At 67.7% G+C, this 26,051-nt stretch carries 25 protein-coding genes and 2 pseudogenes; 15 read left to right on the forward strand and 12 right to left on the reverse strand.

Features of this window, described 5'->3' with window-relative positions; genetic code table 11:
• The first annotated feature begins 93 nt into the window (after positions 1 to 93).
• The 6 genes from ACP7AI_RS12825 (at position 94) to ACP7AI_RS12850 (ending at position 5,856) form a co-directional block, all read left to right on the forward strand.
• Positions 94 to 1,140: a DNA-directed RNA polymerase subunit alpha gene (locus ACP7AI_RS12825; protein ID WP_426167929.1), complete on the forward strand. Its 1,047-nt coding sequence runs from the start codon at positions 94 to 96 to the stop codon at positions 1,138 to 1,140.
• A gap of 208 nt (positions 1,141 to 1,348) precedes the next feature.
• A complete protein-coding gene (gene rplQ, locus ACP7AI_RS12830; protein WP_426167931.1) occupies positions 1,349 to 1,762 on the forward strand; it encodes a 50S ribosomal protein L17 in 414 nt (137 codons plus the stop codon).
• A 77-nt stretch (positions 1,763 to 1,839) separates the two neighbouring features.
• Positions 1,840 to 2,334, forward strand: coding sequence for a protein-export chaperone SecB (gene secB, locus ACP7AI_RS12835; protein ID WP_426167933.1), 495 nt, complete (start codon positions 1,840 to 1,842; stop codon positions 2,332 to 2,334).
• A 137-nt stretch (positions 2,335 to 2,471) separates the two neighbouring features.
• Complete coding sequence (gene murJ, locus ACP7AI_RS12840) at positions 2,472 to 4,040, forward strand: murein biosynthesis integral membrane protein MurJ (protein WP_426167935.1); 1,569 nt, start codon at positions 2,472 to 2,474, stop codon at positions 4,038 to 4,040.
• Positions 4,037 to 5,032 (forward strand): tryptophan--tRNA ligase, encoded by a 996-nt coding sequence (trpS, locus tag ACP7AI_RS12845; protein ID WP_426167937.1) that lies wholly within the window; start codon positions 4,037 to 4,039, stop codon positions 5,030 to 5,032. Before murJ ends, trpS begins: the two co-directional genes overlap by 4 nt.
• A gap of 98 nt (positions 5,033 to 5,130) precedes the next feature.
• On the forward strand, positions 5,131 to 5,856 hold the full coding sequence (locus ACP7AI_RS12850; protein WP_426167939.1) for a DUF4136 domain-containing protein: 726 nt from the start codon (positions 5,131 to 5,133) through the stop codon (positions 5,854 to 5,856).
• Between the two features lie 55 nt (positions 5,857 to 5,911).
• On the opposite strand, the gene ACP7AI_RS12855 is transcribed toward ACP7AI_RS12850, so the two are convergent.
• Positions 5,912 to 6,451 (reverse strand): hypothetical protein, encoded by a 540-nt coding sequence (locus ACP7AI_RS12855; RefSeq protein WP_426167941.1) that lies wholly within the window; start codon positions 6,449 to 6,451, stop codon positions 5,912 to 5,914.
• Positions 6,452 to 6,532: 81 nt separating this feature from the next.
• Entirely contained in the window at positions 6,533 to 7,264 is a 732-nt protein-coding gene (locus ACP7AI_RS12860) for a GntR family transcriptional regulator (RefSeq protein ID WP_426167942.1), read from the reverse strand.
• A 159-nt stretch (positions 7,265 to 7,423) separates the two neighbouring features.
• Here ACP7AI_RS12860 and ACP7AI_RS12865 point away from each other — a divergent pair, with 159 nt between their 5' ends.
• From ACP7AI_RS12865 to ACP7AI_RS12880, 4 genes are all read left to right on the forward strand, one after another.
• Positions 7,424 to 8,695 (forward strand): MmgE/PrpD family protein, encoded by a 1,272-nt coding sequence (locus tag ACP7AI_RS12865; RefSeq protein WP_426167944.1) that lies wholly within the window; start codon positions 7,424 to 7,426, stop codon positions 8,693 to 8,695.
• Between the two features lie 75 nt (positions 8,696 to 8,770).
• Positions 8,771 to 10,075: an amidase gene (locus tag ACP7AI_RS12870; protein ID WP_426167946.1), complete on the forward strand. Its 1,305-nt coding sequence runs from the start codon at positions 8,771 to 8,773 to the stop codon at positions 10,073 to 10,075.
• Positions 10,076 to 10,085: 10 nt separating this feature from the next.
• The gene (locus tag ACP7AI_RS12875) at positions 10,086 to 10,400 is read left to right on the forward strand and encodes an REDY-like protein HapK (RefSeq protein ID WP_426167948.1); all 315 of its coding nucleotides are present in this window, start codon (positions 10,086 to 10,088) and stop codon (positions 10,398 to 10,400) included.
• On the forward strand, positions 10,400 to 11,230 hold the full coding sequence (locus ACP7AI_RS12880) for an SDR family NAD(P)-dependent oxidoreductase (RefSeq protein WP_426167950.1): 831 nt from the start codon (positions 10,400 to 10,402) through the stop codon (positions 11,228 to 11,230). The genes ACP7AI_RS12875 and ACP7AI_RS12880 overlap by 1 nt, the downstream gene beginning before the upstream one ends.
• On the opposite strand, the gene ACP7AI_RS12885 is transcribed toward ACP7AI_RS12880, so the two are convergent.
• The 6 genes from ACP7AI_RS12885 to ACP7AI_RS12910 form a co-directional block, all read right to left on the reverse strand.
• Entirely contained in the window at positions 11,205 to 12,065 is an 861-nt protein-coding gene (locus ACP7AI_RS12885; RefSeq protein ID WP_426167952.1) for an enoyl-CoA hydratase-related protein, read from the reverse strand. The two genes, ACP7AI_RS12880 and ACP7AI_RS12885, sit on opposite strands and share 26 nt — an antisense overlap.
• 76 nt (positions 12,066 to 12,141) lie before the next feature.
• Positions 12,142 to 12,519, reverse strand: a complete 378-nt coding sequence (locus tag ACP7AI_RS12890) for a F0F1 ATP synthase subunit epsilon (RefSeq protein ID WP_426167954.1) — start codon at positions 12,517 to 12,519, stop codon at positions 12,142 to 12,144.
• 106 nt (positions 12,520 to 12,625) lie between these two features.
• Entirely contained in the window at positions 12,626 to 14,074 is a 1,449-nt protein-coding gene (gene atpD, locus ACP7AI_RS12895; protein WP_426167956.1) for a F0F1 ATP synthase subunit beta, read from the reverse strand.
• 12 nt (positions 14,075 to 14,086) lie between these two features.
• Complete coding sequence (locus ACP7AI_RS12900) at positions 14,087 to 14,980, reverse strand: F0F1 ATP synthase subunit gamma (RefSeq protein ID WP_426167958.1); 894 nt, start codon at positions 14,978 to 14,980, stop codon at positions 14,087 to 14,089.
• Between the two features lie 107 nt (positions 14,981 to 15,087).
• Positions 15,088 to 16,620 (reverse strand): F0F1 ATP synthase subunit alpha, encoded by a 1,533-nt coding sequence (gene atpA, locus ACP7AI_RS12905; protein WP_426167960.1) that lies wholly within the window; start codon positions 16,618 to 16,620, stop codon positions 15,088 to 15,090.
• A 1-nt stretch (position 16,621) separates the two neighbouring features.
• Positions 16,622 to 17,197 (reverse strand): F0F1 ATP synthase subunit delta, encoded by a 576-nt coding sequence (locus ACP7AI_RS12910; RefSeq protein WP_426167962.1) that lies wholly within the window; start codon positions 17,195 to 17,197, stop codon positions 16,622 to 16,624.
• Between the two features lie 219 nt (positions 17,198 to 17,416).
• On the opposite strand from ACP7AI_RS12910, the pseudogene ACP7AI_RS12915 reads away from it, so the two are divergent.
• Together ACP7AI_RS12915 and ACP7AI_RS12920 are read left to right on the forward strand one after the other, a co-directional pair.
• Positions 17,417 to 18,466: pseudogene (locus ACP7AI_RS12915) on the forward strand (PQQ-dependent sugar dehydrogenase); the annotation flags it as partial.
• A gap of 111 nt (positions 18,467 to 18,577) precedes the next feature.
• Positions 18,578 to 18,655 (forward strand): annotated as a pseudogene (locus ACP7AI_RS12920) (PEPxxWA-CTERM sorting domain-containing protein); the annotation flags it as partial.
• On the opposite strand, the gene ACP7AI_RS12925 reads toward ACP7AI_RS12920, so the two are convergent.
• Positions 18,643 to 19,227 (reverse strand): PEPxxWA-CTERM sorting domain-containing protein, encoded by a 585-nt coding sequence (locus ACP7AI_RS12925; protein ID WP_426167964.1) that lies wholly within the window; start codon positions 19,225 to 19,227, stop codon positions 18,643 to 18,645. The pseudogene ACP7AI_RS12920 and the gene ACP7AI_RS12925 sit on opposite strands and share 13 nt — an antisense overlap.
• A gap of 87 nt (positions 19,228 to 19,314) precedes the next feature.
• On the reverse strand, positions 19,315 to 19,704 hold the full coding sequence (locus ACP7AI_RS12930) for a hypothetical protein (protein WP_426167966.1): 390 nt from the start codon (positions 19,702 to 19,704) through the stop codon (positions 19,315 to 19,317).
• A gap of 82 nt (positions 19,705 to 19,786) precedes the next feature.
• Between ACP7AI_RS12930 and ACP7AI_RS12935 the strand changes: the two genes are divergently transcribed.
• Together ACP7AI_RS12935 and ACP7AI_RS12940 are read left to right on the forward strand one after the other, a co-directional pair.
• Positions 19,787 to 20,503 carry a hypothetical protein gene (locus ACP7AI_RS12935; RefSeq protein ID WP_426167968.1) on the forward strand — a complete coding sequence of 239 codons (717 nt, stop codon included), beginning with the start codon at positions 19,787 to 19,789 and terminating at the stop codon, positions 20,501 to 20,503.
• A 272-nt stretch (positions 20,504 to 20,775) separates the two neighbouring features.
• Entirely contained in the window at positions 20,776 to 21,714 is a 939-nt protein-coding gene (locus ACP7AI_RS12940) for a choice-of-anchor A family protein (RefSeq protein WP_426167970.1), read from the forward strand.
• A gap of 15 nt (positions 21,715 to 21,729) precedes the next feature.
• Here ACP7AI_RS12940 and ACP7AI_RS12945 read toward each other — a convergent pair whose 3' ends face one another.
• Entirely contained in the window at positions 21,730 to 24,033 is a 2,304-nt protein-coding gene (locus tag ACP7AI_RS12945; RefSeq protein ID WP_426167972.1) for a patatin-like protein, read from the reverse strand.
• Positions 24,034 to 24,150: 117 nt separating this feature from the next.
• Between ACP7AI_RS12945 and ACP7AI_RS12950 the strand changes: the two genes are divergently transcribed.
• Positions 24,151 to 24,471: a polyhydroxyalkanoic acid system family protein gene (locus ACP7AI_RS12950; RefSeq protein WP_426167974.1), complete on the forward strand. Its 321-nt coding sequence runs from the start codon at positions 24,151 to 24,153 to the stop codon at positions 24,469 to 24,471.
• 1 nt (position 24,472) lies between these two features.
• On the opposite strand, the gene ACP7AI_RS12955 is transcribed toward ACP7AI_RS12950, so the two are convergent.
• A complete protein-coding gene (locus ACP7AI_RS12955; protein WP_426167976.1) occupies positions 24,473 to 25,975 on the reverse strand; it encodes a M20/M25/M40 family metallo-hydrolase in 1,503 nt (500 codons plus the stop codon).
• Positions 25,976 to 26,051: the final 76 nt, after the last annotated feature.

Consider the following 26,051-nt stretch of genomic DNA (forward strand, 5'->3'; position numbering starts at 1 on the left):
CCGCGCCTCTCCCCGTGGCGCGGATTTGCACAATTTTTAATGACGGGGACGGGCGGGTGACGATCCGCCCCTTTCCAATGATGAGGTGAGCCTGTGGCAGTGATCGCCAAGAACTGGACCGAACTGAAGAAGCCGAATCGGCTCGAGGCCCGGCCGAGCGCCGACAGTCGCCGCAAGGGCAGCTTCGTCGCCGAGCCGCTGGAGCGCGGTTTCGGCCTGACGCTCGGCAATGCCCTGCGCCGCGTGCTGCTGTCGTCGCTGCAGGGTGCAGCCGTGACCGCCATCAAGATCGACGGTGTGCTGCACGAATTCTCGTCGCTGACCGGCGTTCGCGAAGACGTGACCGACATCGTGCTCAACATCAAGCAGGTCGCCATCCGCATGCAGGGCGATCAGCCCAAGCGTGTGCATTTGACGGCGACCGGCCCGGGCGAAGTCACCGCCGGCCAGATCAACGTCACCGGCGACATGGAGGTCCTCAACAAGGATCTGGTCATCTGCACGTTGGATGACGGCGCCACGCTGAACATGGAACTGACCGTCGAGGCCGGCAAGGGCTATGTCCCCGCCAGCGCCAACCGCCCGGCCGATGCGCCGATCGGCCTGGTGCCGGTCGATGCGCTGTATTCGCCGGTGCGCCAGGTCAGCTACAAGGTCGACAATACCCGCGTCGGGCAGGAGCTCGATTACGACAAGCTGACCATCCAGGTCGAAACAGACGGCACCGTGACCCCGGACGATGCGCTGGCCTATGCCGCCAAGATCCTCCAGGACCAGCTGCAGTTGTTCGTCAATTTCGAGGACAGCGTCGCCGCGGCGCCCGCCCCGGTCGCCACCGGCGGCCCGATCGAAGTCGACGACAACACCGTCATCAACCGCTTCCTGCTGAAGAAGGTCGATGAGCTGGAACTGTCGGTGCGTTCGGCCAACTGCCTGAAGAACGACAACATCATCTACATCGGCGATCTGGTCCAGAAGACCGAGAGCGAGATGCTGCGCACGCCGAACTTCGGCCGCAAGTCGCTCAACGAGATCAAGGAAGTGCTCGGCCACATGGGCCTGCGTTTGGGCATGGAAATCTCGGGCTGGCCGCCGGAGAATATCGAAGAGATGGCCAAGAAGCTCGAGCAGGAATTCTGAGCAGCGCGGCCCGCGGCTAACGCGAAGCGTTAGACGCGGACTTGCGCAAGCTCGGCCGGCGAGGCGGCGGAGACCTCCGCCGAACTCGTCCGACGTCACGACGCGGCTTTGCCGCGGCGCGATGCAGAAGAAGGGGTGTTTGGCTGGCCCTGTCATCAGCCTGATCCGGGGTACCTGACACGGCCCCCTATCGAACGGAGTGAAAAACATGCGTCACGGTAACGCCCATCGCAAGCTCGGTCGCACGACCAGCCATCGCCTGGCGATGTTCCGCAACATGGCCGCCAGCCTCGTCAAGCATGAGCAGATCAAGACGACGCTGCCCAAGGCGCGCGAGATCCGCCCGTACATGGAAAAGCTGATCACGCTCGCCAAGCACGGCGGCCTGTCGAACCGCCGGCTGGCGCATGCCCGCCTAGGTGACGACGAGCAGCTGATCAAGCTGTTCGATACGCTGGCCAGCCGCTACGCCGACCGCCAGGGCGGTTATGTCCGCATCATCAAGGCCGGCATCCGCCGTTCGGATGCGACGCCGATGGCCATCGTCGAGTTCGTCGATCGCGATACCAGTGCCAAGGGCCAGGATTCGGGCCCGGTCGAAAGCTTCGACGGCGAGGATTGATCCGGATTGCGCGGGCGCTGACGCGATGTTAGCCAGCCCGCGCTTTTCCCTTTCCCTTTGCGTCTAAGGAACCAGCCATGGCTGACGACAACACTCTGCCGACCGAGAACGGCTTCGACGCCGGCATGCAGGAGCTGCCGCAGGTTTCGATCCTGACCCAGTACGTCAAGGACCTGTCGTTCGAAAATCCGAACGCGCCGTCGTCGCTGCAGTCGACCGAACAGCCGCGCATCGACGTCAACGTCAGCGTCAACGCCAAGCGCGGCGGCGACAATGTCTATGAAGTCGAGCTGAAGATCAGCGCCAAGGCGATGACCGGCGACACCGTCGCGTTCGTCGTCGACCTGCTCTACGCTGGCCTCTTCGGCCTTGCCAATGTGCCCGAGGAAGCGCTCGAGCCGTTCCTGATCATCGAGGCGCCGCGGATCATCTTTCCGTTCGCCCGCCGCATCATCGCCGATTCGGTCCGCGACGGCGGTTTCCCGCCGCTGATGCTCGACCCGATCGACTTTGCTTCGCTTTACATGGCGCAGCAGCAGGGTGCCCAAGGGGCGCAGGTCGGGAATGCCTGAGCTGATATTCGCAAAGCGCCGCGGCAAAGCCGCGTCGTGACGTCGCCAAGTGCGGGGGACGGGTTCGGCAGAGGTCTCTGCCGCCCCGCCGGCCGCGCTTGCGCCTCTCGGCGCGCTGCGCTCCGGGCCACTGCACGTTGAACCTGGTCAAAGCCACCGCGACGATCGGCGGCCTGACCCTCGTCAGCCGCATCGCCGGCTTTGTCCGCGACGTGCTGATGGCGCGCTATATCGGTGCCGGCATGGCCGCCGATGCCTTTCTGATCGCCTTTCGCCTGCCCAATCTGTTCCGGGCGCTGTTCGCCGAAGGCGCGTTCTCCGCTGCCTTCGTGCCGATGTTCAACCGCCAGGTCGGCGCCGACGCCGGCGACATGACCAATGCCAAGCGCTTTGCCGAGGATGTGCTGGCGGTGCTGCTGCCGGCGCTGGTGATCTTCACCATGGTGATGGTCATCGCCGCCGGGCCGATCGTCTGGGCACTGACCGGCGGATTTCCCGACGCCAGCCCGCAAAAATTTGCGCTCGCCGTCGATTTCACCCGGCTGACCTTTCCCTATCTGCTGCTGATCAGTCTCGTCTCGTTGATGGGCGGCATTCTCAATTCGATCGGGCGCTTCTGGGTCAACGCCGCGGCGCCGATCCTGCTCAACCTGGCGCTGATCGCCGGGCTGCTGCTGTTTCACGGTGCCGACGACGTGGAAAGCGCGCGAGTGCAGGCGGCCTGCGTCACCATTGCCGGCATCCTGCAATTCGCCTGGCTGCTGTGGTCGTGCCTGCGGGCCGATATCCGACTGCGGCTGCGGACGCCCCGGCTCGGCGAGAAGGTCCGCCAGCTGCTGCGCATCATCGGCCCGGCGGCGCTGGGCGCCGGCGCCGTGCAGTTCAACCTGTTGATCTCGACAGCGCTGGCGGCGCGCTTCCTGCCGGAAGGGGCGGTCAGCTTTCTCTACTATGCCGATCGCCTCAACCAGTTGCCGCTCGGCCTGATCGGCATCGGCGTCGGCACGGCTTTGCTGCCGGCGCTGTCGCGGCAACTGGGCGGCGGCAACACCGACGCCGCCGCGCACACCCAGAACCGCGCCATCGAACTCGTGCTGCTGCTCACCCTGCCGGCGGCGGCGGCGCTGACGGTGTCGGCCGATCCGATCATCCGCACGCTGCTCGAACACGGCCGCTTTACCCCCGCCGACACCCGCGCCACCGCCGATGCGCTCGCGGCCTTTTCGCTCGGGCTGCCAGCCTATGTGCTGATCAAGGTCCTGACCCCGGGGTTTTACGCCCGGCAGGACACGAAGATGCCGGTGCGCATCGCCGTCGCCTCGATGCTGGTCAACCTCGCCGGCAACTTGCTGCTGATCTGGCGTTTCGGCCATGTCGGCATCGCGCTGTCGACGGCGGCGGCGGCCTGGGTCAACGCCATCGCGCTTTGGGCGGTGCTGCGCCATCGCGGGCATTTCCAGGTCGATGCGCGGCTGCGGCGCACGCTACCGCGGCTGCTGGCGGCGACGCTGGTGATGGTCGCCGTCCTCATCGGCCTCGGCATCGTGCTGGCGCCGTGGCTGGGCGGCAATCTCGTTACCCGCATCGCCAGCCTGGCGGTGTTGCTCGGCACCGGCGGCATCGCTTATCTTGCCGCGGCGCGGGCCCTGCGCATCTTCACCGTTGCCGAGCTTCGGGCCCAGTTTTCACGAAAAGGCCGCACATGAGCCGTGTTTTTTCCGGCATCCAGCCAACGGGCAACCTGCATCTCGGCAATTACCTCGGCGCCATCCGCAACTGGGTGACGATGCAGGATGCCCATGAATGCATCTATTGCGTCGTCGACCTGCACGCCATCACCGTGGCGCAGGACCCGGCGACGCTGCGCGCCGGCATTCGCGACATGACCGCGGCGCTGCTGGCCAGCGGCATCGATCCGGCGCGGTCGATCCTGTTCCCGCAAAGCCAAGTGCGGGTGCACGCGGAATTGGCCTGGGTGCTGATGTGCACGGCGCGCATGGGTTGGTTGAACCGCATGACGCAATTCAAGGAAAAGTCGGGCAAAGACCGCGAGGGCGCGAGCGTCGGGCTGTTCACCTATCCGGTGCTGCAGGCCGCCGACATCCTGGCCTATCAGGCGACCCATGTTCCCGTCGGCGACGACCAGAAACAGCATCTGGAACTGGCGCGCGATATCGCCCAGAAGTTCAACACCGACATGAGTGTCGAGCTGTTTCCGCTGCCCGAACCGGTGATCCAGGGGCCGGCGACGCGGGTCATGTCGCTGCGCGACGGCAACGCCAAGATGTCGAAGTCCGATCCCAGCGACGCCAGCCGCGTCAACATGACCGATGACGCCGACACCATCGCCCAGAAGATCAAGCGCGCGCGTACCGATGCAGAGGTCCTGCCGAGTGAGGTCGCGGGGCTGGCGGGACGCGCGGAGGCGGCCAATCTGGTCGGCATCATGGCGGCGCTGACCGACAGCAGCGTCGCCGCAGTGCTGGCGCAATATGGCGGCCAGGGCTTTGGCGCCTTCAAGCCGGCGCTCGCCGATGCCGCCGTCGCGGTACTGGCGCCGATCACTGCCCGATTCAACGACTTGCGCCGCGACACGACGGCGATCGACGTCGTTCTGGCGCAGGGTGCGGTACGGGCCAGGGCCATCGCAGAGCCGGTGCTGGCGGCGGTGCATCGCGCCGTCGGCTTCAGTGGCTGATCTGCCGCAGCCGGCGCTGGCCGAGTTCACACGCGATTAACTTGAAACGGTGCAACCTACATCCCACCTATTGCGTAGATAATTCAAAAGGGTTCGCGATGTCCATGTTCCGACGCGGTCTTGCGCGCAAGGCCATATTGCCAATAGCCGCGCTGGCGCTCGTCGCCGGCTGCGCACCGACATTCGAGGCGCGCGTTGCGCGGTTCTCGCAGCTGCCGCCCCCGTCGGGGCAGAGCTTCGTCATCGAATCGCGCGATCCGGACAAGGCCGGTGGGCTCGAATTCGCCACCTATGCCAATCTGGTGCGCCAGCGCCTGCTTGCCAACGGCTTCGTCGAGGCGGCAAGCCCGGCCCAGGCCAGCCTGGCCGTGCAGCTCGATTACAATGTCGGCCCGCCGCGTGAAAAGGTCCAGACCCGTCCGGGTTTCGGCTATGGCGGTTGGGGCGGCGGCTGGGGTGGCGGCTGGGGCGGTTGGGGCGGCGGTTATGGCCGCTTCGGCGGCTGGGGCTGGAACCCCTATTGGGGCGGCGGCTTCGGCGGTTGGGGCGGTGGTGGCTGGGGCGGTGGCTGGGGCCCCGAGGTTTATTCCGTGACGCAGTACAACAGCCAGCTGGCGATGAAGATCGTCCGCACCGCCGACAAGGCCAGCGTGTTCGAAGGTCGTGCCGAAACCATCAGCACGTCGAACAATTTGACAAAGCTGGTACCAAATCTCGTGACGGCGATCTTTGCCAATTTCCCGGGCAACAGCGGCGAGACCGTCGCGGTGAAGTTCGATCCGGCCCAGCCGGCGCGGCCGGCGACGATCAAGCCGCTGCGCTGACCGGCTGGCACGGCAACGGCCAGGGCGCCACCCGACCCCGGGTGGCGCCCTTGCCTTATTGCGGCGGTACCTCTTCGGTGGCGCCCATGCGCGTGGTACGATCCCGCGCCCAGGCATCGACGTCGTTCTTCGTGCAACCGACAAAGCCGCTGCCGCCGATGACCGAGCAGCTGCCGATCGCACCGCCGGCGCCGCCGCTGGAGTCGCCGAGCAACAGGTTGCGGTTGGCCTGGAATGGGCTGACACGCGCGTTGTTGGCGGCGCGCAGCTGTTTCGGAATGCGGTAGATTTCGGAATCGGGCAGGCGCGCGCAGACGACGATCTCGTCCGCCGACGTCGGCTTTGGGCATTCCTCGGTGCCGAACACCGTCACCAGCCGCTGCCGCGGACGCGTGCCGTCGCCGGCGCCGGGTGTCGGCTTCAACGTGCTGCGCACCGGCGCATCCGGTGCGCCGATGATCGTCGTTGTCGCCGCCGGCTCGATAGGCGTGGTCGGCGCCGGACTGGCCTGCACCGAAGCCGTCGGCTGTGCCGAAAGCCCGCCCGCCGACATGGCCATGACGGTCGCCAGGACCGGGGCCAGTACCAGGGTCATCTTCGCCCGCATTGCCTTGCTCTCCAACAGCTTTGCGCCTGCTTACGGTGTTTCCGCCGTCGACGGAACGCAAAAGGACGGTCAGGCCTGGTCGATGTGCATCGAATAGGTGAAGCGGTCGCCCGGGTGCGACGAGACCGAGAACAGCACCACCCGCCCGCTGTCGTCGCGATAGCTGCGGACGATGCGCAACAGCGGCGCACGCCGGGCGATGCCGAGCGCGGCGGCCTCGCGGCTGCCGGCGGCAAGCGCGCGAATATCCTGGTCGACGCGTCCGATGCGAAAGCCGGCAGCGGTGCCAAGTTGGGCGAACAGCGTTTGTCGCCCGGGCTGCAGGCCCGCGACATGGGGCTCCAGCGCGGGATTGACGTGGACATCGACGACCGCAAGCGCGACGCCGCCAGACGTCAGGCGGCGGATCCCCGACAGCAGCACCCAGCGGCTGCCCACCGGCATGGCAAAATCGGTCGCCTGGGCGTTCGACAGCGTCACCGTGCCGCGGCGTTCGAAGGTGAATTCGCTGTCGGCTGCATATTGCAGCAGCTCGGCAACGTCCGACATCGGCTGGCGCAGCACGCTGCCGACGGTGTCGACGATGGTGCCGGACCCGCGCCGGCGCCGGATCAGGCCTTCGTCCTGCAGCCGGCGCAGCGCCTCGCGGACGGTGAACCGGGACACGCCGTGACGATCGCACAGGGCACTTTCGGTCGGCAGCTGGGCGCCTTCGGCGAAATGGCCGGCGGCGATGGCGGCGCGCAAATCGTCGGCCACCTGCAGGTAGCGCGGCCCGGCCGGGGAAGTATCAAGCGTCACGCGGTTCCTTTGCTGCTGCGCTGCCACCTTGATTGATGGCCACCGACTCCGCAACATGTCCGGACAATCCGGGCCGGCGCAGCGGCCCGATCCATCGCCGCACGGGAATCGCAGTTTGCCGCACATGCCTTCGTCGCCCGACCGGATGATACCACCGGCATGACCGCGACCACCGATCTGCTGGCATTCGCCGCGGGCCCGATCCAGTTGCCGCCCGCGGTGCGCGCCGCGGCGCTGATGCTGCTCGACGATACGCTGGCGGTGGGCGCCGCCGGATCGACGGCGCCGGGCGCCGATGCGGTGCTGGCGGCGGCCCGGGGCTGGGGCAGCGGCGTCGTGCCGATCCTGGGCCGCACCGCCTGCCTGTCCGCGGCGGGCGCAGCCTTCGTCAACGGGTACCAGATACACTGCCTCGAATGGGATGCGGTGCACGAACCGGCCGTCGTCCACGCCATGAGCGTCGTCACCGCGGCGCTGCTGTCGGCGTGCCATGGCCGCGCGGTGGAGCGGGAGGACGCGCTGGCGGCGCTGGTCGTGGGGGTGGAAATCGCCTGCGCGCTGGGCGTGGCGGCAACCGGGCCGTTGCGCTTCTTTCGCCCCGCTACGGCCGGGCTGATCGGCGCAGCGCTGGCCTGTGCGCGCATTGCCGGCGTGCCGCCGGTACGCTTTGCCGATGTCCTCGGCCTTGCCCATGCCCAGTGCGCCGGCACGATGCAGGCGCATGTCGAAGGCTCGCTGGCGCTGCCGTTGCAGGTGGCCGCGGCGGCGCGCGCGGCGATCACCGCCGTCGACCTGGTCGGCATCGGCCTGGCCGGGCCGCACGATGCGCTGGTCGGCCCCTTCGGCTATTTTCCGTTGTTCGACGACGGCGACCCGGCGGTGGCGATGGCGACGCTGGGCATTGTCTGGCGGACGACGGAGGTCAGCATCAAGCCCTGGCCCTCGGGCCGCGCCAGCCATGCGACGTTGAGCGTGCTGGCCGGCGATATCACCGCCATCGAGGCACGGGTGCCGCCGCTGATCGCCCGGCTGGTCGGGCGGCCCTGGGTCGACGACATGACGACCGCCTATGCGCGCCTGTGCCTGCCGTTCCTGGTGGCGCTGATGCTGACCGATGGCCGCATCGATCCGCGTCGCTTCACGCCCGACAGCTTTGCCGATCCGGCGCTGCGGGCGCTCGGCGCGCGGCTGACGGTGGTGGTCGACGGCAATCCCGACCCCAATGCCCTGGCGCCGCAGGCGTTCACCCTGACGCTGACGGACGGCAGCCGGCGGGATGTCACCGTGCCGGCGACGCTCGGCAGCCCCGCCAACGCGCTGACGCCGGCCGCCCATGCCGAAAAGCTGGCATTCGCGCGGGGCTTGGCGGCTGGTCCATCGCCGACGCTCGATTCGCTGACCCTGCTGAGCGGGGTGGCGGCAACGATATGATGGCGGTGACGTTTGACCATCGTGCCCCCGGGCCGCAATGCCGGCAGATCGGATTGTCGATGAAGGGCGCTGACAATGGCTGAAATCGCAATCCACCGCCTGTCGATCGCCGAGCTGCGCGCCGCCGATGCCGTGGCGGTGACCGAACATTACCTCGATCGCATCGCCCGGCTGGACCCGCGCTTGCGGGCCTTCACCCATGTCGATGCCGATCGCGCCCGGGTCGATGCGGCCTGGTCGGCAGCGCTGATCGACCGCGGCGAGGCGCGACCGCTGGAAGGCGTGCCGATCGGCATCAAGGCCAATATCGATGTCGATGGCTGGCCGACCACTGCCGGGGTGGAGGGGCGCCGCGACGCCATCGCGACCAGCGATGCTGCCGTCGTGCGCCTGCTGCGCGATGCCGGCGCCGTCATCATCGGCCAGCTCAACATGCACGAGGCGGCACTGGGCGCGACCACCGACAACCCGGCGTTCGGCCGCACCGAAAACCCGCACGGCGCCGGTCGCACGCCGGGCGGATCAAGCGGCGGGTCGGGCGCTGCCGTCGCCGGCGGGCTGTGCGCCGCGGCGCTGGGCACCGACACGCTGGGATCGATCCGCATCCCGGCGGCGTACAACGGCGTCTATGGCCTGAAGCCGACCAACGGCCTGCTGCCCGACGACGGGCTGGTATTCCTGTGCCGCCGGCTCGATTCGATCGGCCCGCTGGCGCGGTCGGTCGCCGATCTCGGCGCGGTGTTCGCGGCGCTGTCCCCGGGCACCGCTGCAGCGCCCATGGGCCGGGTGGCAATGCTGTCGAGCGTCGATGCTCACGAGATGGAGCCCGCCGTCCGCGCCGCCTGTACGGCGGCGATGATGGCGCTGCGCGGGCTGGGGCTGGTGGTCGAAACTGTCGACACGCCGGGGCTCGACCTGGCCGGCACGCGGCTGGGCGGCTTCATCGAATCGGCACGGGAGGCGGCAGAGACCTTCGCCGCGGAACGCCGCAGCGGCGACACCAGCAAGCATTTCGACGCGGCGATGGATTTCGGCACGACCGCGCCGGCCGCAACGGTTGCCGCGGGAGAGGCCGCCATGGCGCACGCCGCCGAAACGCTGCACCGCGTCCTTACCAGCCATGATGTCGTGCTGCTGCCGACGACGCCGCAGGCCGCCTTCGCCCATGGCCGGACGCCGAACACCCAGGCCGATTTCACCGCCATCGCCAACATTGCCGGGCTGCCGGCGCTGTCGCTGCCTGCCGGCGTCGACGCGGCCGGGCTGCCGGTGGCGGTGCAACTCATCGGCCGCGCGGGGTCGGAATCATCGCTGCTGGCGCTTGCCGCGCGGCTTGATACGATCCTCGCCGCCTATCGTTTCCCTGCCGATTTCGCCTGAAAGGACCATCATGCGCATCATCGCCCTGTTCAATCTGAAGCCCGGTGTCGCTGCCGCCGACTATGAGGAATGGGCCGCGAAAAGCGACATGCCCGGCGTGCGGTCGCTGGTTTCGGTCAAGGATTTCAACGTCTATCGCACCACCGGCCTGTTGTTTGCCGACAGCGCGCCGCCCTACCAATATGTCGAGATCCTCGACATCACCCATATGGACGAGTTCCAGAAGGACTGCGCGGGCGACCTCGTCAGCCAGCTCGGCGCCGAGCTGGCGAACTTTGCCGACAATGCCGTGTTCATGACGACCGAACTGATGATGGAGGGCTGATGCGCTTCGGGGGGAAGGTCGTCGTCGCTACCGGGTCGGGGCGGCCCAGGGGGCTTGGCCAGGCCATCTTGCAGCGCTTCGCCGATGAGGGCGCGACCTGCGTCGTGTCCGACATCGGGTCCGGCGGTGCGGGGCTGGCGTCGTCCACCGATGCGGGCGAGGTCGTCGCCGATCTGGAGACGCGCGGCGGCAAGGTGCTGTGGCAGCCGTGCGATGTCGCCGACGAGGGGCAGTGCGAGGCGCTGGTCGCGGCGACGGTGGCGGCGTTCGGACGCATCGACATGCTGGTCAACAATGCCGGCATCGGTTTCGTCATGAAGCCGCTGCTCGACACGTCGGGCAACGACTGGGACCGGGTGCTCGATGTCAATCTGAAGGGCGCGTTCCTGTGCAGCCGCGCGGCGGCGCGCCAGTTCATCGCGCAAGGGCCGGGCGACGACGGCATTGCCGGGCGCGTCATCAACATCGCCAGCCAGGCGGCGAAGTCGGGCTTTCCGCACATGGCGGCGTATGTCGCGTCGAAACACGGCATGGTCGGGCTGACGCGGTCGAACGCCGTCGAGCTCGGCCCGCACCGCATCACCGTCAACGCCGTCTGCCCCAACCATGTCACCACCGGGCTGGGCGCCGCGCAGAACGAATATTTCTCGCGGCTTCTGGGCTTCGATTCGGTCGAGGCCTATCTCGCCAACATGCGGGCGAAGAACCCGCTCGGTCGGCCGGGGCTGGCCAGCGACACGGCGGCGGCCTGCGCCTGGCTGGCGTCGGCGGACGCCGTCTATGTCACCGGCGAGGCGATCAACGTCAGTGGCGGCGAGGAGATGCACTGACCCACCAGTCGGTGGCCGGCATGTCGTCGGCGAGGGTGCCGGGGAACTGCGGCGGGCGCTTTTCGAGGAAGGCCGTCACGCCTTCATGGACATCGCCGGTCTTGCCGCGGGCGATGTTGATCGCGGCATCGACCGCCAGCGCGCCGCGCGGGTCGGCCTGCGGGCCGAACTGCCACAGCATGCGCCGGGTCAGTGCCAGCGACACCGGGGCGCAGTTCTCGGCGATCTCCAGCGCCAGCGCCCGGGCGCGATCCTCCAGCGCATCGGCCGCGCAGACCTCGCTGACCAGCCCCTTGGCAAGGGCTTCGCTGGCCGGAAACAGGCTGCCGGTCAGGCACCATTTCAGCGCCTGGGGCAGCCCGACGAGCTGCGGCAGGAACCAGGCGGAGCCGGCCTCCGGCACCAGGCCGCGGCGGGCAAAGACAAAGCCGAATTTCGCGGTGTCGGCGGCGATGCGGATGTCGCAAGGCAGGGTCAGCGTCAGCCCGACGCCGGCGGCCGAGCCGTTGAAGGCCACGACGGAGGGCTTGCGGCAGTTCATCATGGCGCGGACGAAATCACTGTCACGGCCATCGCCGCTGCCGAAGTTGCCGGCGCCGGCGCCAGCGTCGGTGTCGAAGCTGCCGGCGCCGGCCGAGACATCGGCACCGGCGCAGAACACCCGGCCGCGGGCGGTCAGGATGACGACGCGGATGGCGTCATCGGCGTCGGCGGCGTCGAAGGCGGCCGTCAGCTCGGCGCCCATCTCGTTGGTATAGGCGTTCATCGCGTCGGGGCGGTTCAGGCGCACCCACAACAGCGGGCCCTCGGCGACAAGCTCGATGGTATTGGGCATGGCGACCGTCTCCGCTGGTTGCGGAGCATTGTCGGCCGGTGGTGGGCAGGCGCTACCTGCCCAGTGTGTCAGGTGATCAGTTGACGACTGCGGCCTGCATGGCTTCCAGTCGCTCGACGGCCTTTTCGTCATTGGCGGCGCGCGCCGCGGCGAGCTGCGTCGCGACCTCGGCCGGGTCGATATCGCCGACCGGGATTGCGGCCTCGGCGAGAATGGTCAGGCCCTGGTCGTTGACCTCGGCAAAGCCGCCGTCGACGAAGATGCGGCGGGTCAGCGTGTTCGAATCGGCCTCGTAGATGGCGATGGCGCCGGGGCGGATGGTGCTCATCAGCGGGGCATGGCCGGGCAGCACGCCGAAGTCGCCTTCGGACCCCGGCACGACGACCATGGCCGCGGTGCCGGACACCAGCCGGCGTTCCGGCGAGACGAGTTCGAAGTGGAAAAGATCGGCCATTTTCTGCTTCTTCCCCCCTCCCTTTCAAGGGAGGGGTTGGGGGTGGGTGTCCTGGGGGCGGGACTCACCCTCCCCCGGCCCCTCCCTTGAAAGGGAGGGGAGGTTGTTACGCGGCTTCGGCGGCCAGCTTCTGGGCCTTGGCGACGGCGTCCTCGATGGTGCCGACGAGGTAGAAGGCGGCTTCGGGCAGGTGGTCGTATTCGCCGGCGACGATGGCCTTGAAGCCCTTGATGGTGTCCTCGACCTTCACGAAGACGCCCGGCGTGCCGGTGAAGATTTCGGCGACGTGGAAGGGCTGCGACAGGAAGCGCTGGATCTTGCGGGCGCGCGACACGACCAGCTTGTCCTCTTCCGACAGCTCGTCCATGCCCAGAATGGCGATGATGTCCTGCAGCGACTTGTACTTCTGCAGCACTTCCTGGACCGAACGCGCGACGTTGTAATGCTCTTCGCCGACGGTGCGCGGCTCCAGCACGCGGCTGGTCGAATCGAGCGGGTCGACGGCCGGGTAGATGCCGAGTTCGGCAATCGAGCGGCTGAGCGTCGTCGTGGCGTCAAGGTGGGCGAACGAGGTCGCCGGCGCCGGGTCGGTGAGATCGTCGGCAGGCACGTAGATCGCCTGAACGGACGTGATCGAACCCTTGTTGGTCGAGGTGATACGCTCCTGGAGCGCGCCCATGTCGGTGGCGAGCGTCGGCTGATAGCCCACCGCCGACGGGATGCGACCGAGCAGCGCCGACACTTCCGAACCGGCCTGGGTGAAGCGGAAGATGTTGTCGACGAAGAACAGCACGTCCTGGCCTTCGACATCGCGGAAATATTCGGCGTTGGTGAGGCCGGACAGGGCGACGCGGGCGCGGGCGCCGGGGGGCTCGTTCATCTGGCCGAAGACCAGCGCGACCTTGGAGCCTTCCGAGATCGGGTTGCCTTCGGCGTCCGACGCGATGACGCCGGCTTCGAGGAACTCGTGGTAAAGGTCGTTGCCTTCGCGGGTGCGCTCACCGACGCCGGCGAACACGCTGGTGCCGCCATGGCCCTTGGCGATGTTGTTGATCAGCTCCTGGATCAGCACGGTCTTGCCGACACCGGCGCCGCCGAACAGCCCGATCTTGCCGCCCTTGGCATAGGGGGCGATCAGGTCGATGACCTTGATGCCGGTGACGAGGATCGAGCTTTCGGTCGACTGGTCGATGAACAGCGGTGCCTCGGCATGGATCGGCATGGTGGTTTCGGCATTGACCGGACCGCGATCGTCGATCGGCTCGCCGATGACGTTGAGAATGCGGCCGAGCGTCGCCGGGCCGACGGGAACGCGGATCTGCGAGCCGGTGTCGACGACTTCCTGGCCGCGGACGAGACCGTCGGTGGCGTCCATGGCAATGGTGCGGACGGTGTTTTCACCGAGATGCTGGGCAACTTCGAGGACCAGGCGATTGCCGCCGACCTTCGTCTCCAGCGCCGACAGGATGGCCGGCAGGTCGGTATCGAAATGCACGTCGACGACGGCGCCGATGACCTGCGATACGCGGCCGATGTTGTTGGTGGTATTGGCCATGTGGCGTGCTCCTTAAAGCGCTTCGGCGCCCGAGATGATCTCGATCAATTCCTTGGTGATCGCGGCCTGTCTCGTGCGGTTATAGGTGATGGTGAGTTTCTTGATCATCTCGCCGGCGTTGCGGGTCGCATTGTCCATCGCGGTCATGCGGCTGCCTTGCTCAGACGCTGCGTTCTCGAGCAATGCGCGGAACACCTGGACGGCGAGGTTGCGCGGCAGCAGCTCGGCGAGGATGGCTTCCTCGTCGGGCTCGTATTCGATCGAGGCCGGCGCGGCATCGCTCGGCTTGGCCTCCACGGCGGCCACGGTCGGCAGCGCGGCGGGGATCAGCTGGATCTCGGTCGGTTCCTGGACGAGCGCCGAACGGAAACGGGCGAAGAACAGGTGGGCAACGTCGAACTCGCCGGCCTCGAACCGCGACGTGATGTCGTCGGCGATCGCCTTGGCATCGGCAAAGGCGGCGTTCTTGATGTGGCTCTGGTCGATATAGCCGATGATCAGCTCCTTGTGGGTCCGCATGAAGGGCGCGCGCGCCTTCTTGCCGACGAACAGCAGCTTGACGGTCTTGCCCTCGGCGAGGAGCGTTTCCATCGTCTTGCGCGCCAGTCGCGCGATGTTGGTGTTGAAACCACCGGCAAGGCCGCGCTCCGACGAGGCGATGACGAGGAGGTGCACCTGGTCCTTGCCGGTGCCGGCGAGCAGGCGCGGCGATTCGGGGCCGACGGTAACCCGGCTGCCCAGCGACGCCATCACGGCGGCCATGCGCTCCGAATAGGGGCGCGCGGCCTCGGCGGCTTCCTGCGCTCGGCGCAGCTTCGCCGCGGCGACCATCTTCATCGCCTTGGTGATCTTCTGCGTCGACTTCACCGAGGTGATGCGGTTCTTCAGGGCTTTGAGGCTTGCCATCTTGTCCTTCTGTCATCCCGGGCTTGACCCGGGACCCAGTTTTCCTCTGTCGGCGCCAGCAAGAAAGCTGGGTCCCGGGTCAAGCCCGGGATGACGACAGAAGCAGGTTACGCGAACGTCTTGGCGAACTTGCCGACGACATCCTTCAGGCTGGCGGTCGTATCGGCCGACAGGTCCTTGGAGGTGCGGATGCTGTCGAGAATGCCGGCATGATCGGCACGGACATGCGCGAGCAGCGACTGTTCGAAACGGGTCACGTCCTTGGCCGGCACGGTATCGATGAAGCCATTGACGCCGGCGAAGATCGAAACCACCTGCTCCTCGAACGGCATCGGCTTGTACTGGCCCTGCTTGAGCAGTTCCGTCAGCCGGGCGCCGCGGTTGAGGAGCCGCTGCGTCGAGGCGTCGAGGTCCGAACCGAACTGGGCGAACGCCGCCATCTCGCGATACTGGGCCAGCTCCAGCTTGATGGTGCCGGCAACCTTCTTCATCGCCTTGGTTTGCGCGGCCGAGCCGACGCGGCTGACCGACAGGCCAACGTTGATCGCCGGGCGGATGCCCTGGAAGAACAGTTCGGTTTCGAGGAAGATCTGGCCGTCGGTGATCGAGATGACGTTGGTCGGGATGTACGCCGACACGTCGCCGGCCTGGGTCTCGATGATCGGCAGCGCCGTCAGCGAGCCATTGCCGTTGGCGTCGTTCATCTTGGCCGCACGCTCGAGCAGGCGCGAGTGGAGATAGAACACGTCGCCGGGATAGGCTTCGCGGCCCGGCGGGCGGCGCAGCAGCAGCGACATCTGGCGATAGGCGACCGCCTGCTTGGTCAGGTCGTCATAGACGATGACGGCGTGCATGCCGTTGTCGCGGAAATATTCGCCCATCGTGCAGCCGGTGTAGGGCGCCAGGAACTGCAGCGGCGCGGGCTCGGAAGCCGTTGCAGCAACGACGATCGAATATTCCATCGCGCCATTCTCTTCGAGTGCGCGGACGATCTGGGCGACGGTCGAACGCTTCTGGCCGACGGCGACATAGATGCAGAACAGCTTCTTCGAATCGTCGGTGGCAGCGGCGTTGATCGCCTTCTGATTGATGAAGGTGTCGATGGCGACGGCGGTCTTGCCGGTCTGGCGGTCGCCGATGATCAGCTCGCGCTGGCCGCGGCCGACGGGGACGAGCGCATCGAGCGCCTTGAGGCCGGTCTGCATCGGCTCGTTGACCGACTTGCGCGGGATGATGCCCGGCGCCTTCACCTCGACGCGGCTGCGGGTCACGTCGACCAGCGGGCCCTTGCCGTCGATCGGGTTGCCGAGGCCATCGACGACGCGGCCGAGAAGGCCCTTGCCGACCGGCACGTCGACGATGGTGCCGGTGCGCTTGACGGTGTCGCCTTCCTTGATGCCGCTGTCGCTGCCGAAGATGACGATGCCGACGTTATCGGCCTCGAGGTTAAGCGCCATGCCCTTGATGCCGCCGGGAAATTCGACCATCTCGCCGGCCTGGACATTGTCGAGGCCATGGACGCGGGCGATACCGTCACCGACCGACAGCACCTGGCCGACTTCGCTGACTTCGGCGTCGTTGCCGAAATTGGCGATCTGGTCCTTGATGACCCGCGAAATTTCGGCGGCGTTGATATCCATCTTAATTTGAACCCTTCAGTGCCTGGCCGAGCGAATCGAGCCGGGTCTTCAACGAGGAATCGATCATCCGCGAACCGACGCGGACGACAAGGCCGCCGAGGATGGCGGGGTCGACCGTGATGTCGAGCGCGACGTCGCGCCCCATCCCGGCCTTCAATTTTGCGCTCAGTGCCTGCTGCTGCTCGGCGGTGAGCGGGTGCGCCGCGGTGACGCGGGCGGTGATTTCGCCGCGACGGGCGGCGGCGAGCGCCTGGAAGTCGCGGATGACATGCGGCAGCGAACCAAGGCGGCGGTTCTGCGCCAGCACGCCGAGGAACGACGTCGTCAGCTTGTCGAGACCGAGCGAGCCGGCCACACCGGCGATGCCGGCGGCAGCGGCCTTGCGGCTGACCATCGGGCTGGTGGTCAGCGTCTTCAGGTCATCGGAATGGCCGAGCGCATCCTTCAGCGTGGTGAGGCTCGCCGACACCGTCTCCAGTGCCTTGCCGTCGACCGCAAGGTCGAACAGCGCCGTCGCATAACGACCCGACAGGCCCAGCGCCACACTGGCCGCGGCGATTGCAGATGTTGGTTCCAACGGACAGGGTCCAGCGACAAGAGGTTGCGGCAATAGAATATCGAGGGCTTGTGGCCCTTCAGACGCGGCGGCGGCTAGCACGAGGCCACGAATGTTGCAAGGCAGCGGTCGAAAATGTTGCAGGGCAACATGGCCGTGCCACGGCACGACAGCGTACCATTTATCAACCTGGAGCGTGTAGTTTCAAGCGGCTGGGGGCGCGTGAGAAAGGTTCAGGCCATGACGCTCGTCCGGTTGTCCGCCGCCATTCGATTCGCCCTGCCGTCGCTTCTCGCCGTCGCGACGCCGGCCACCGCGCTCAACCTGTCGCTGTTCGACAGTGGCTATGACCAGCCGGTGTTCCTTACCGGCGGCGGCAATACCGTCTATATTGCCGAACAGGGCGGCCGCATCATCGCGCAGGACCGCAGCACCAAGGTCAAGCGGACGTTCTTCACCGTGCCCGACATCGTCACGGGCGGCGAAAAGGGCCTGCTCGGCTTTGCCTTCGATCCGCGCAGCAACGGGCGTTTCTATGTCAACGTAACGGCGCGGGTGAATGGGCGGCTGGTCAGCGAGATCCGGCGCTATACCGATCCGCGCGTGCGCATCGAAGCGCCGCAAGTCGTGCTGCGCGTCGAACAGCCGTTCGACAACCATAACGGCGGCTGGATCGGCTTCGGCGCCGACAAGAATCTTTACGTCGCGTTCGGCGACGGCGGCTCGGCCAACGATCCGCGCAACAATGCCCAGAACAAGGCTTCGCTGCTCGGCAAGATCCTGCGCATCGATGTCGGGCGCGACGCCTACCCCGCCGACCCCTTGCGCAACTATGCAGTCCCGGTTGGCAACCCGTTCGGCACCGAGGTCTACGCCTATGGCCTGCGCAATCCCTATCGCGCCTCGATCGACCGGACGACGGGCAACATCTGGATCGGCGACGTCGGCCAGAGTGCGTTCGAGGAAGTCGACCGCATCGCTGCCGGCACCGCAGGGCAAAACTTTGGCTGGCGGCCGCTGGAGGGCAATCTGCCGACACCCGGTGTCGGCGATGCGATTCCCGCCGGCACGACGGCGCCGGTGTTCAGCTATGGCCGCAGCCTCGGCCAGTCGATCACCGGCGGCTATGTCTTTCGCGGCTTTCGCGGCCTTGTCGGGCTCGACGATCGCTATGTCTTCGGTGACTTCGTGTCGGGCAAGCTGTGGTCGATCAACCAGGATGGCAGTGACCTGCAGGACCTGACCAGCCTGTTCGCCCCGTTCGGCCCGGTCAACATCGCGTCGTTCGGCGAGGACGGCAACCGCAACCTGTACATCGTCGCCTATGACGGCCGCATCTTCCGGCTCGGCGGCCAGCGCTCGTCGCTGGCCGCCCTGGCGGTGCCCACGGCGCTGTCGGCACCTGAGCCGGCGAGCTGGGCCATGCTGCTCGCCGGCTTTGGCCTGGTGGGGGCGGCGCTAAGGCGTCAGGCGAGAGCCGCGCGCCGTCTGCGCAAGGCAGCACCGCTGAGGCCGAAGCCGGCGACGAGCAGCGCCCAGCTTGCCGGCTCGGGGACTGCGGCGGCGCTGATGGCACCGATGGCGATCGATGCGCCGGGCACGGTTTCATAGCGGATGCCGAACAGCTGACCGCCGGCGAGGTCGGCGATGCCGTACTGATAGCCGTTGCCGAGGTCGAAGCGCAGCCCGATGATGCCGCGCACGATGGAGAAGGGGATCGCCGCCGGCGTCGCATAGCCGGCGAACACGCCCAGGCTGTCGGCGCCGATGCTGCCGCCACGATCGGTGAAGAACGATGTCGGCCGCGGCGGATTGAAGAACGGCGCGCCGAGGCTGAGCACCTGCGTCGTGCCGCCCGTCGCGACGCCGGCCGGATCGAAGGCGAAGGACCCCGGATCGACGATCGAGAAGCTGATCGTGTTGCCGCCGCCGAAATCATAGTTGAACGGCGCCGCCGAAAAATCCTGATTGGTGGCGACGGTCACGACGGCGGCGGAGGCGACCGTCGGGGTGGCCAGCGCCAGCGCGGCGCAGGCAAGGGAAATGCGCATCACAAGGTCCTTTGTGTCGTTGTGCCGCCCCGCCTTGCAGCTACGCGGCCGGGCCGGCCGTCGACGCAGGCAGAAACGCCGGCGAAACTATCCGCGATGCAGCAACGGAAGCGCCGCGAACAGCACTTGCCCGGCCAGCCCCGCCAGGCCCGCGGCGGTCCCGAGATGCGCCGCCTGCGTCGCCAGGTCCTGGCCGAACAGCATGGCCCCGAGCACCGTTTCGGCCAGCATCAGGATGCCGAACGCCGTCGCGCCCATCGCCAGTCGCGGGGCGAGGCCATGCGGGACCCGATGGCGGCGGATGAGGGCACCGCAGATCGGCCACGCCAGCGCCAGCATGACCGGCACCTCCAGCATCACTGCCGCCAGCGCGCCGAGGCGTGGCGCAACAATGTCGACCCGCAGCGCGCCGAGTGCGAAGCCGATGGCAAACACCGCGACGAAATAGGCAAGTCCGGCGGTCACGGCGCGCGTCATCCTGGGTCCCCAAGGCCTTGCAGAGCATCGGTCGTTGGCACAATGTCACGACAATTTCGCGGGGGGGGATTTTTCGCAGCTCATGCCGTGGTTGTTCACCCTGGTACTGGCCGTCCATGTCGGGGCGGGCATCGTGGCGCTGGCGAGTTTCTGGGGCGCCGTGGCAACGCGCAAGGGCGGGCCTGCCCATCGCCGCTGGGGCGCCGCCTTTACTGCCGCCATCTACGCCGCCGGCTATATGGCGCTGGGCATGGGGTTGCTGTCGCTGCGCTGGCCGCTGGCGATGCACCCGGGACTGACCGACGAGGCGCTGTATCGCGGGCTGTTCGGCTGGATGATGATCTATCTGGCGCTGCTGACGATAAGCATGACGCGCTATGGCCTCAAGATGGTCGCCAACAAGCGTGACCATGCCGCCAATCGGCACTGGACGATGGTGACGCTCCAGGTCGCGGTGCTGGTCGCCGCGGTCAATTGCGCTGTCCAGGGCGTCATGCTGCGACAGCCGCTGATGGTCGGGGTGTCGGTGCTGGGCTTCGGCACCACGCTGACCTACCTGGCCTATATGTTCCGGCCCGATCCGGCGCGCGGCGACTATATCCCCGAACATCTGAAGGCGATGGTGGCGACGGGCATCGCCGCCTACACGGCCTTCCTGTCGGTGGGGCTGGTCGAGCTGCTGCCGGCGCACGCCTTCAACCCGGTGCTCTGGGCGCTACCGACGGTCGCCGGCATGGCGATCATCGTTCACTACCTGCGCCTGCAGCGCATCCAGCGGCGGCCGGGCGTTACCGGCTGATCGGAACGACTACCGCACTGGCGGTGAACAAAGAAATTGCAGATCTCTTGATGCTGGTGACGCAATAAAATTGCGCGACCGTTCATATAGGGTTGTTTAGCCGCTGAAATCACACTTTATTCTGCCAATTGCAAATTATTACTATTGTGTAAAAACGAGCCTGTCGTTAGACGACTGGCAAGGCATCGTGGCGTGCAAACGCCCCAACCCCCATGGACGCGTCTGCCCCCAGCCGCGTGCGATGCCGGCCTCACCCGATCTCAGGAATTTCCATGTCCTTCCGCCAGTTCGCGACCGCGCTCGTCCTCGTCGCGGCCGCCGTTCCCGCCGCCGCCGCAACGCGGATCGATTATTCGGTGTTCACGCTCGGCGACTACACCGATGCCGGCGGCTCGAACTATGGCACCGGCGTCGCGGTCGCCGGCAACGCCGTGATCAATTCGACCGCCATCGGCACGCGTCTGACGGCGGACCGCAACGGCAGCGACGTCGTCGTCGTCGGCGGCAACATCGCCTATGACAACTCGACGCTCCGCCATGGCAATGTCGTTTACGGCGGCACCAACGGCAGTGGCCAGTACACCCAGGCGAAGACTCCGGGCGGCAGCTTTGCACAGGGCGGTACGGTCGACTTCGGGGCAATCGGCAATGGCCTGCTCGACCTGTCCAGCAGTTATGGCGCGCTGGCGGCGACCGGCAGCTTCGCCAGCCTCTACGGTGCCGGCACCCTGTCGGGCGCAACGACCATCGGCACCGATGTCTTCACGCTGACGACGGCCGAGCTCGAGAGCGTCTATGCGCTGCGGCTCGTCGGCGCCACCGGATCGCTGGCGATCATCAACGTCGTCGGCAGCAATTTCGGCGACCATTTCAGTTTCGATCGCGGCAATTACGCGGTCGCCGACGTGGTGTTCAATTTCGTCGATGCGGCGACGCTGGGTTTCGGCGGCATCGATCTCGGCGCCTCGCTGCTGGCGCCGCTGGCAACGCTCACCCAGAACGGCGGCATCATTCGCGGCAGCGCTGCGGTCGGCAATTTCCACGGCGCCGGCGCCAACATCGCCGGTGACGGCGGCTTTGCCATCAGCGACCCCGTCTCCGATGGCGCCGGCAGCACGGTGCCGGAGCCGGCGAGCTGGTTCCTGATGGTCGCCGGCTTCGGGATGGTCGGCGCGGCCCAGCGCCGCCGCCTGCGCGCCATCGCGGCCTGACTCGGGAGCGCCGGCTCAGCCGTCGGCGATCGCCGCGTCGAGCGCGTCGAGCAGCGGGCTGACTTCGCCCAGGAACGGCCGTTCGGCGGTGACGATCGCGGCAAAGGCCCGGTACTTCAGTGCGCGCAGCCGTTCGGGCGACAGCATGGCGCCATCGGGCAGCGCCGAACAGACGATGTCGATCATCCGCTCGGCGCCGTGCAGCCGGCCCCACAGATAATCATGCTCGCGATAGGCGCGGCTGAAAAACGCTCCGAAGGCGTTGAACTGCGAGCCCTTCAGCGTGCCCCCGCCGGCGGCGCGCAGCGACAGCGCGTCCTCGGGTGACAATCGGTCGACCTTGATCTCGTCGAACTCGTCGATGCCGTCGCCCTGCAACAGCGGCAGCATCGCGATGTCGAAGAACGGAAACCCCAGATAGCTGCTGAGCAGCGGCCGCCGCAGCTCGCGCGGCCAGGGCCGCGCGAACAGGTCGACCAGCGCCTCGTCGCTGTCGCCATCGAGCGTGCGGAGGTCGAGCGCCTGCGCCAATGCCGCCAGCGCCGCCGCCGGATCCTCGATCACCGCAGCCGCCGCGGCACGCATGTCGGGGCCGAAAAACGTCGACTGCCGGCGCTTCAGATGCGGGTTCAGTATGGCGTAGAGCCCGGTCTTGACGATTTCGAGCGCCTGCCGCGCCGCATCGTCGGACGTCGTGCCGGCCAGCGTGTTGACGCGGCGGATCATGAAGCGCAGCCGCCGCACCCGGAACTCCAGGTCGAAATTGCGCAGGAAGGCGACATAATCCGAGCCGGCACCGCCGCGGGCCATGGCCTGCGCCGGATCGTCGAGGCCCAGCGTACGGACATGGCGCCAGACGGCACTGCGCACCGCTTCGAGCGCAACGCCGCCGAGCATCGCCAGCCGGACTGCCTGGGCCTCGACGATCTGCGCCATCTTCAGCTGGCCATAGGCGGCATAGGCATAGCCGGCCTCGCGCGCCGCCTGGCTCTGGGCGCGCGATCGCCAGTCGGCGAGGCGTTCGCGCGTCGGCTTGAACATGAAGACGCGCAGCCCCGCGGCACGCTCGATCGCGGCGTCGACCTCCGGCGTCATGCCGTCGACGACATAGCGCAGCCGGCGAACCCGCGCCGACAGTGCATCGATGGCGGCGAGATTGTCGTTGATCGGCTGCTGGCGCGGAATATCGGCGAGGCTGCGCAGCACGGTGGCGAAAAACCCCGGCAGGACCGGCGAATCGAGCGGCTGGTCGCCGTGCATGCCGGGTTTCGGATCGACATAGACGAAGCGGCGATCGACCTCGCGGTGCGCCGGGCGGCGGGCCAGCGCCTCGATCGCCGGACCGAACGGCCGGCTGTTGAGCACCGCGCCGTCGATCAGCGTCGCCGTGTCGGGGGTGGCACGACCGGGGAAGATGCGCGCCAGAAACAGCGCGCGCCCCGGCCAGGCGGTGCCGCGCGCGGCGATGACGCGATCGACTTCACCGACCCGCGCCGGCGGAAAGGCACCCGGGAACGACGCCGTGGCCCGCGCCGCAAACACCAGTTCGGGCAGTTCGGCGAGATGGCGCTGGCCGTCGGCCCCGGGGCCTTCGTCGGTAAAGCCGATGACCAGGCGATGCTCGTTTTCGATGATGACCGGCGGGGAGTGCAGCCGCAGTTTTTCCGGCGCGCCATGGTAGTCGGTGACGGTGACGAACAGGTCGAGCGGCTGCAGCGGCGGGATCAGCGGCGGCGTCCGCGTACCGGCCGCCATGGCGACCAGCGCATCGTGCAGCAGGGCGGTGAAGATCTCGCCCGAGAATGGCGGCGTGAACCACCGCGACCGCATCAGTCGCGACAGTTTCGCCGAAACTTCGGTGCGTGCGCCGGGCTCCTGCAGGTCGTCCATGACCAGGCCCTTGCCCTGCGCCCACCAGACCAGCGGCGACGCCCACCATTTCGAAAAGCGGGTGGAGGCACCTTCGGGTTCGAGCAGTTTGTCGCTGTCGGCGCCGGCGAGCCACAGGTCGCGCAGCGGCTCCATGTCGTGCCCCTGCGAGATCGCCTGGGCGAGCAGGATGCCGTTGATGCCGCCGGCCGAGGCGCCGGCGACGATGTCGACAAGGATGCGCAGGTCGAGCTTCGGCGCCAGTTCCTCCAGCAGCGCGAGGTACACGCCTTCCGAATCATCGGCCGGCGGCAGGTCGGCGCTGACGGCGCGGCGGCGCATGGAGGCGCGGGCGAGCTTCCACACCTCCTTGGTCATGCCATGCATGTAGACCGCGAGGCTGACGCCGCCGTAGCAGACGAGGGCGAGGCGGAGTTCCTTTTCGCGCATCGTCCCCCCTCCCTCTTCATCACAGGTGGCTCTCGTCGCATTCGATAGCGGCAGCAGTGCGGCGGTGTTGCGTACCGCGGGGATTGCCGACGGCGAAGGCACCCCCATATCGGCATGATGGCCATCACCACCGTCGACATTCCGCACAATCTCGGCCGCGCCGTCGCAAGGCAGCGCCTGCGCGACAATGTCGGCGACCTTGGCCGCCATATCCCCGGCGGAGTCGCCGCGCTGGAGACGCGCTGGCCGGTGGAGGACCAGCTGGTCATCGACCTGACCGCGATGGGGCAGGGCGTCACCGCCACCATCGATGTCGAGGACAGTCTCGTGCGGGTCAGCTTTGCCTTGCCCGGCATGCTGTCATTCCTGGGCGGCGCCATCGCGTCGGCGGTGCGCAGCAAGGGCAGCCAGCTGCTGCTGCCGCCGGGCAAAAGCTAGGTTACCAGTCGAGCCCGCCGATGATCGCCGCATAGGCGCCGATCCCGTCCCACAGGTTCTGCAGCCGCAGGTTTTCATTGGCGGCATGCTGGTTGTTGTCGTGGTTGGCGATCGGCAGCCCAATGATCGGCGCACCGAACACCGTGTCGAACATGTGCAATGGCACGCTGCCGCCCATCATCGGCAACACGCCGACGGGCGCCGCGGTGGCCGATTGCGCCGCCGCGATGACGGCCCGGGCGACGGGCGTCGTCATGTCGGCACGCAGCGCCGGATAGCCCATTTCCCAGCCGAGGCGGACGAGGCGATGGCTGGCCGCCCGCGCCGCGGAATCGGGCTCGCGATCGGTGATCGTCCAGCCGCGGGCGGTGAGGAAGGTTTCGACCTTGCGGCGCACGCCGACCGGCGTCTGGCCGGGCACCAGCCGGAAATCCAGCGAGACGACCGCCTGCGTCGGGATGGCGTTGGCCGCGGCCGCGCCGGTCTGGCCGGCGCCGAGGCCGCGGACGTTCAGCGCCGGGCGCATGGTGCTCAGCGTCAGGCCGTCCTTGCCCTCGCTGCGGCCCAGCGCCAGACTGCGCTTCAGCTCGGCCTCGACCGGCGGCAGCGCCGCGATGGCCGCGGCTTCGGCGGCAGACAGCGGCCGCACATCGTCGGCGAAGCCGGGGATCAGGATATTGCCGTCGTCGTCGCGCATGGCGGCCACCAGATTGGCCGCCATCGCCGCCGGGTTCGGCGCCCAATTGCCGTAATGGCCGTCGTGCAGCGCGCGCCCCGGGCCATAGATCGTCATTTCCAGACCCATCACACCGCGGGCGCCAAAGCTGACCAGCGGCCGCCGCGACTGGTGGACCGGGCCGTCGCCGATCAGCCACAGGTCGCCCGCCAGCAGCGCCCTGTTGCCCGCCAGCACCGATTCGAGGTGCGGTGAGCCGGCCTCCTCCTCGCCCTCCCAGACGACCTTGATGTTGACGCTCGGCTTGCGCCCGCTTGCCCTGACGGCATCGAAGCCGGCGAGAAAAGCCGCGATCGCCGCCTTGTCGTCGCCGGCGCCGCGGCCGTACAGCCGCCATTCGGGATCGAGCTTCGCACCGCGCCAGGCGACGCTCTTGCCGGCCGCGTCGCGCATCACCGGATCGAACGGCGGCGTCGCCCATTGCGCCGCCACCACCGGCTGGCCATCGTAATGGGCATAGAAGACCACGGTGCGGCGCGCGCCCGGGGTGGCGAGCGCGCCGAACACGACGGGCGGGCCGCCCTTGCCGTCGAGCAGTTGCGCCTTGAACCCGCGCGCCGCCAGGGCCGCGACCAGCATGTCCGCCTGGCGCTGCAGGCCCGCCGGGCTGGCGGCGACGCTGTCGATGGCGATCATGTCGGCAAGCTGGGTAACGACGGCCTCAGCATGGCTGTCGCGCCATTTGGCGATATCGGCTGCCAGCGCCGACGGCGCAGCGAGCGCTGGCCCGCCGATGAACAGCGCCAGTGCCGTGTGCCAAATCCGCATCGCTGTTTCACCCCAAAAGCCGAGCGGCTTATCGGGCGCGTCGCGACAGGGCGTCAAGCGGCGGCGTCAAGGCTTG

Source organism: Sandarakinorhabdus sp. DWP1-3-1 (genome assembly GCF_049896705.1).
Classification (GTDB): Bacteria; Pseudomonadota; Alphaproteobacteria; order Sphingomonadales; family Sphingomonadaceae; genus Sandarakinorhabdus.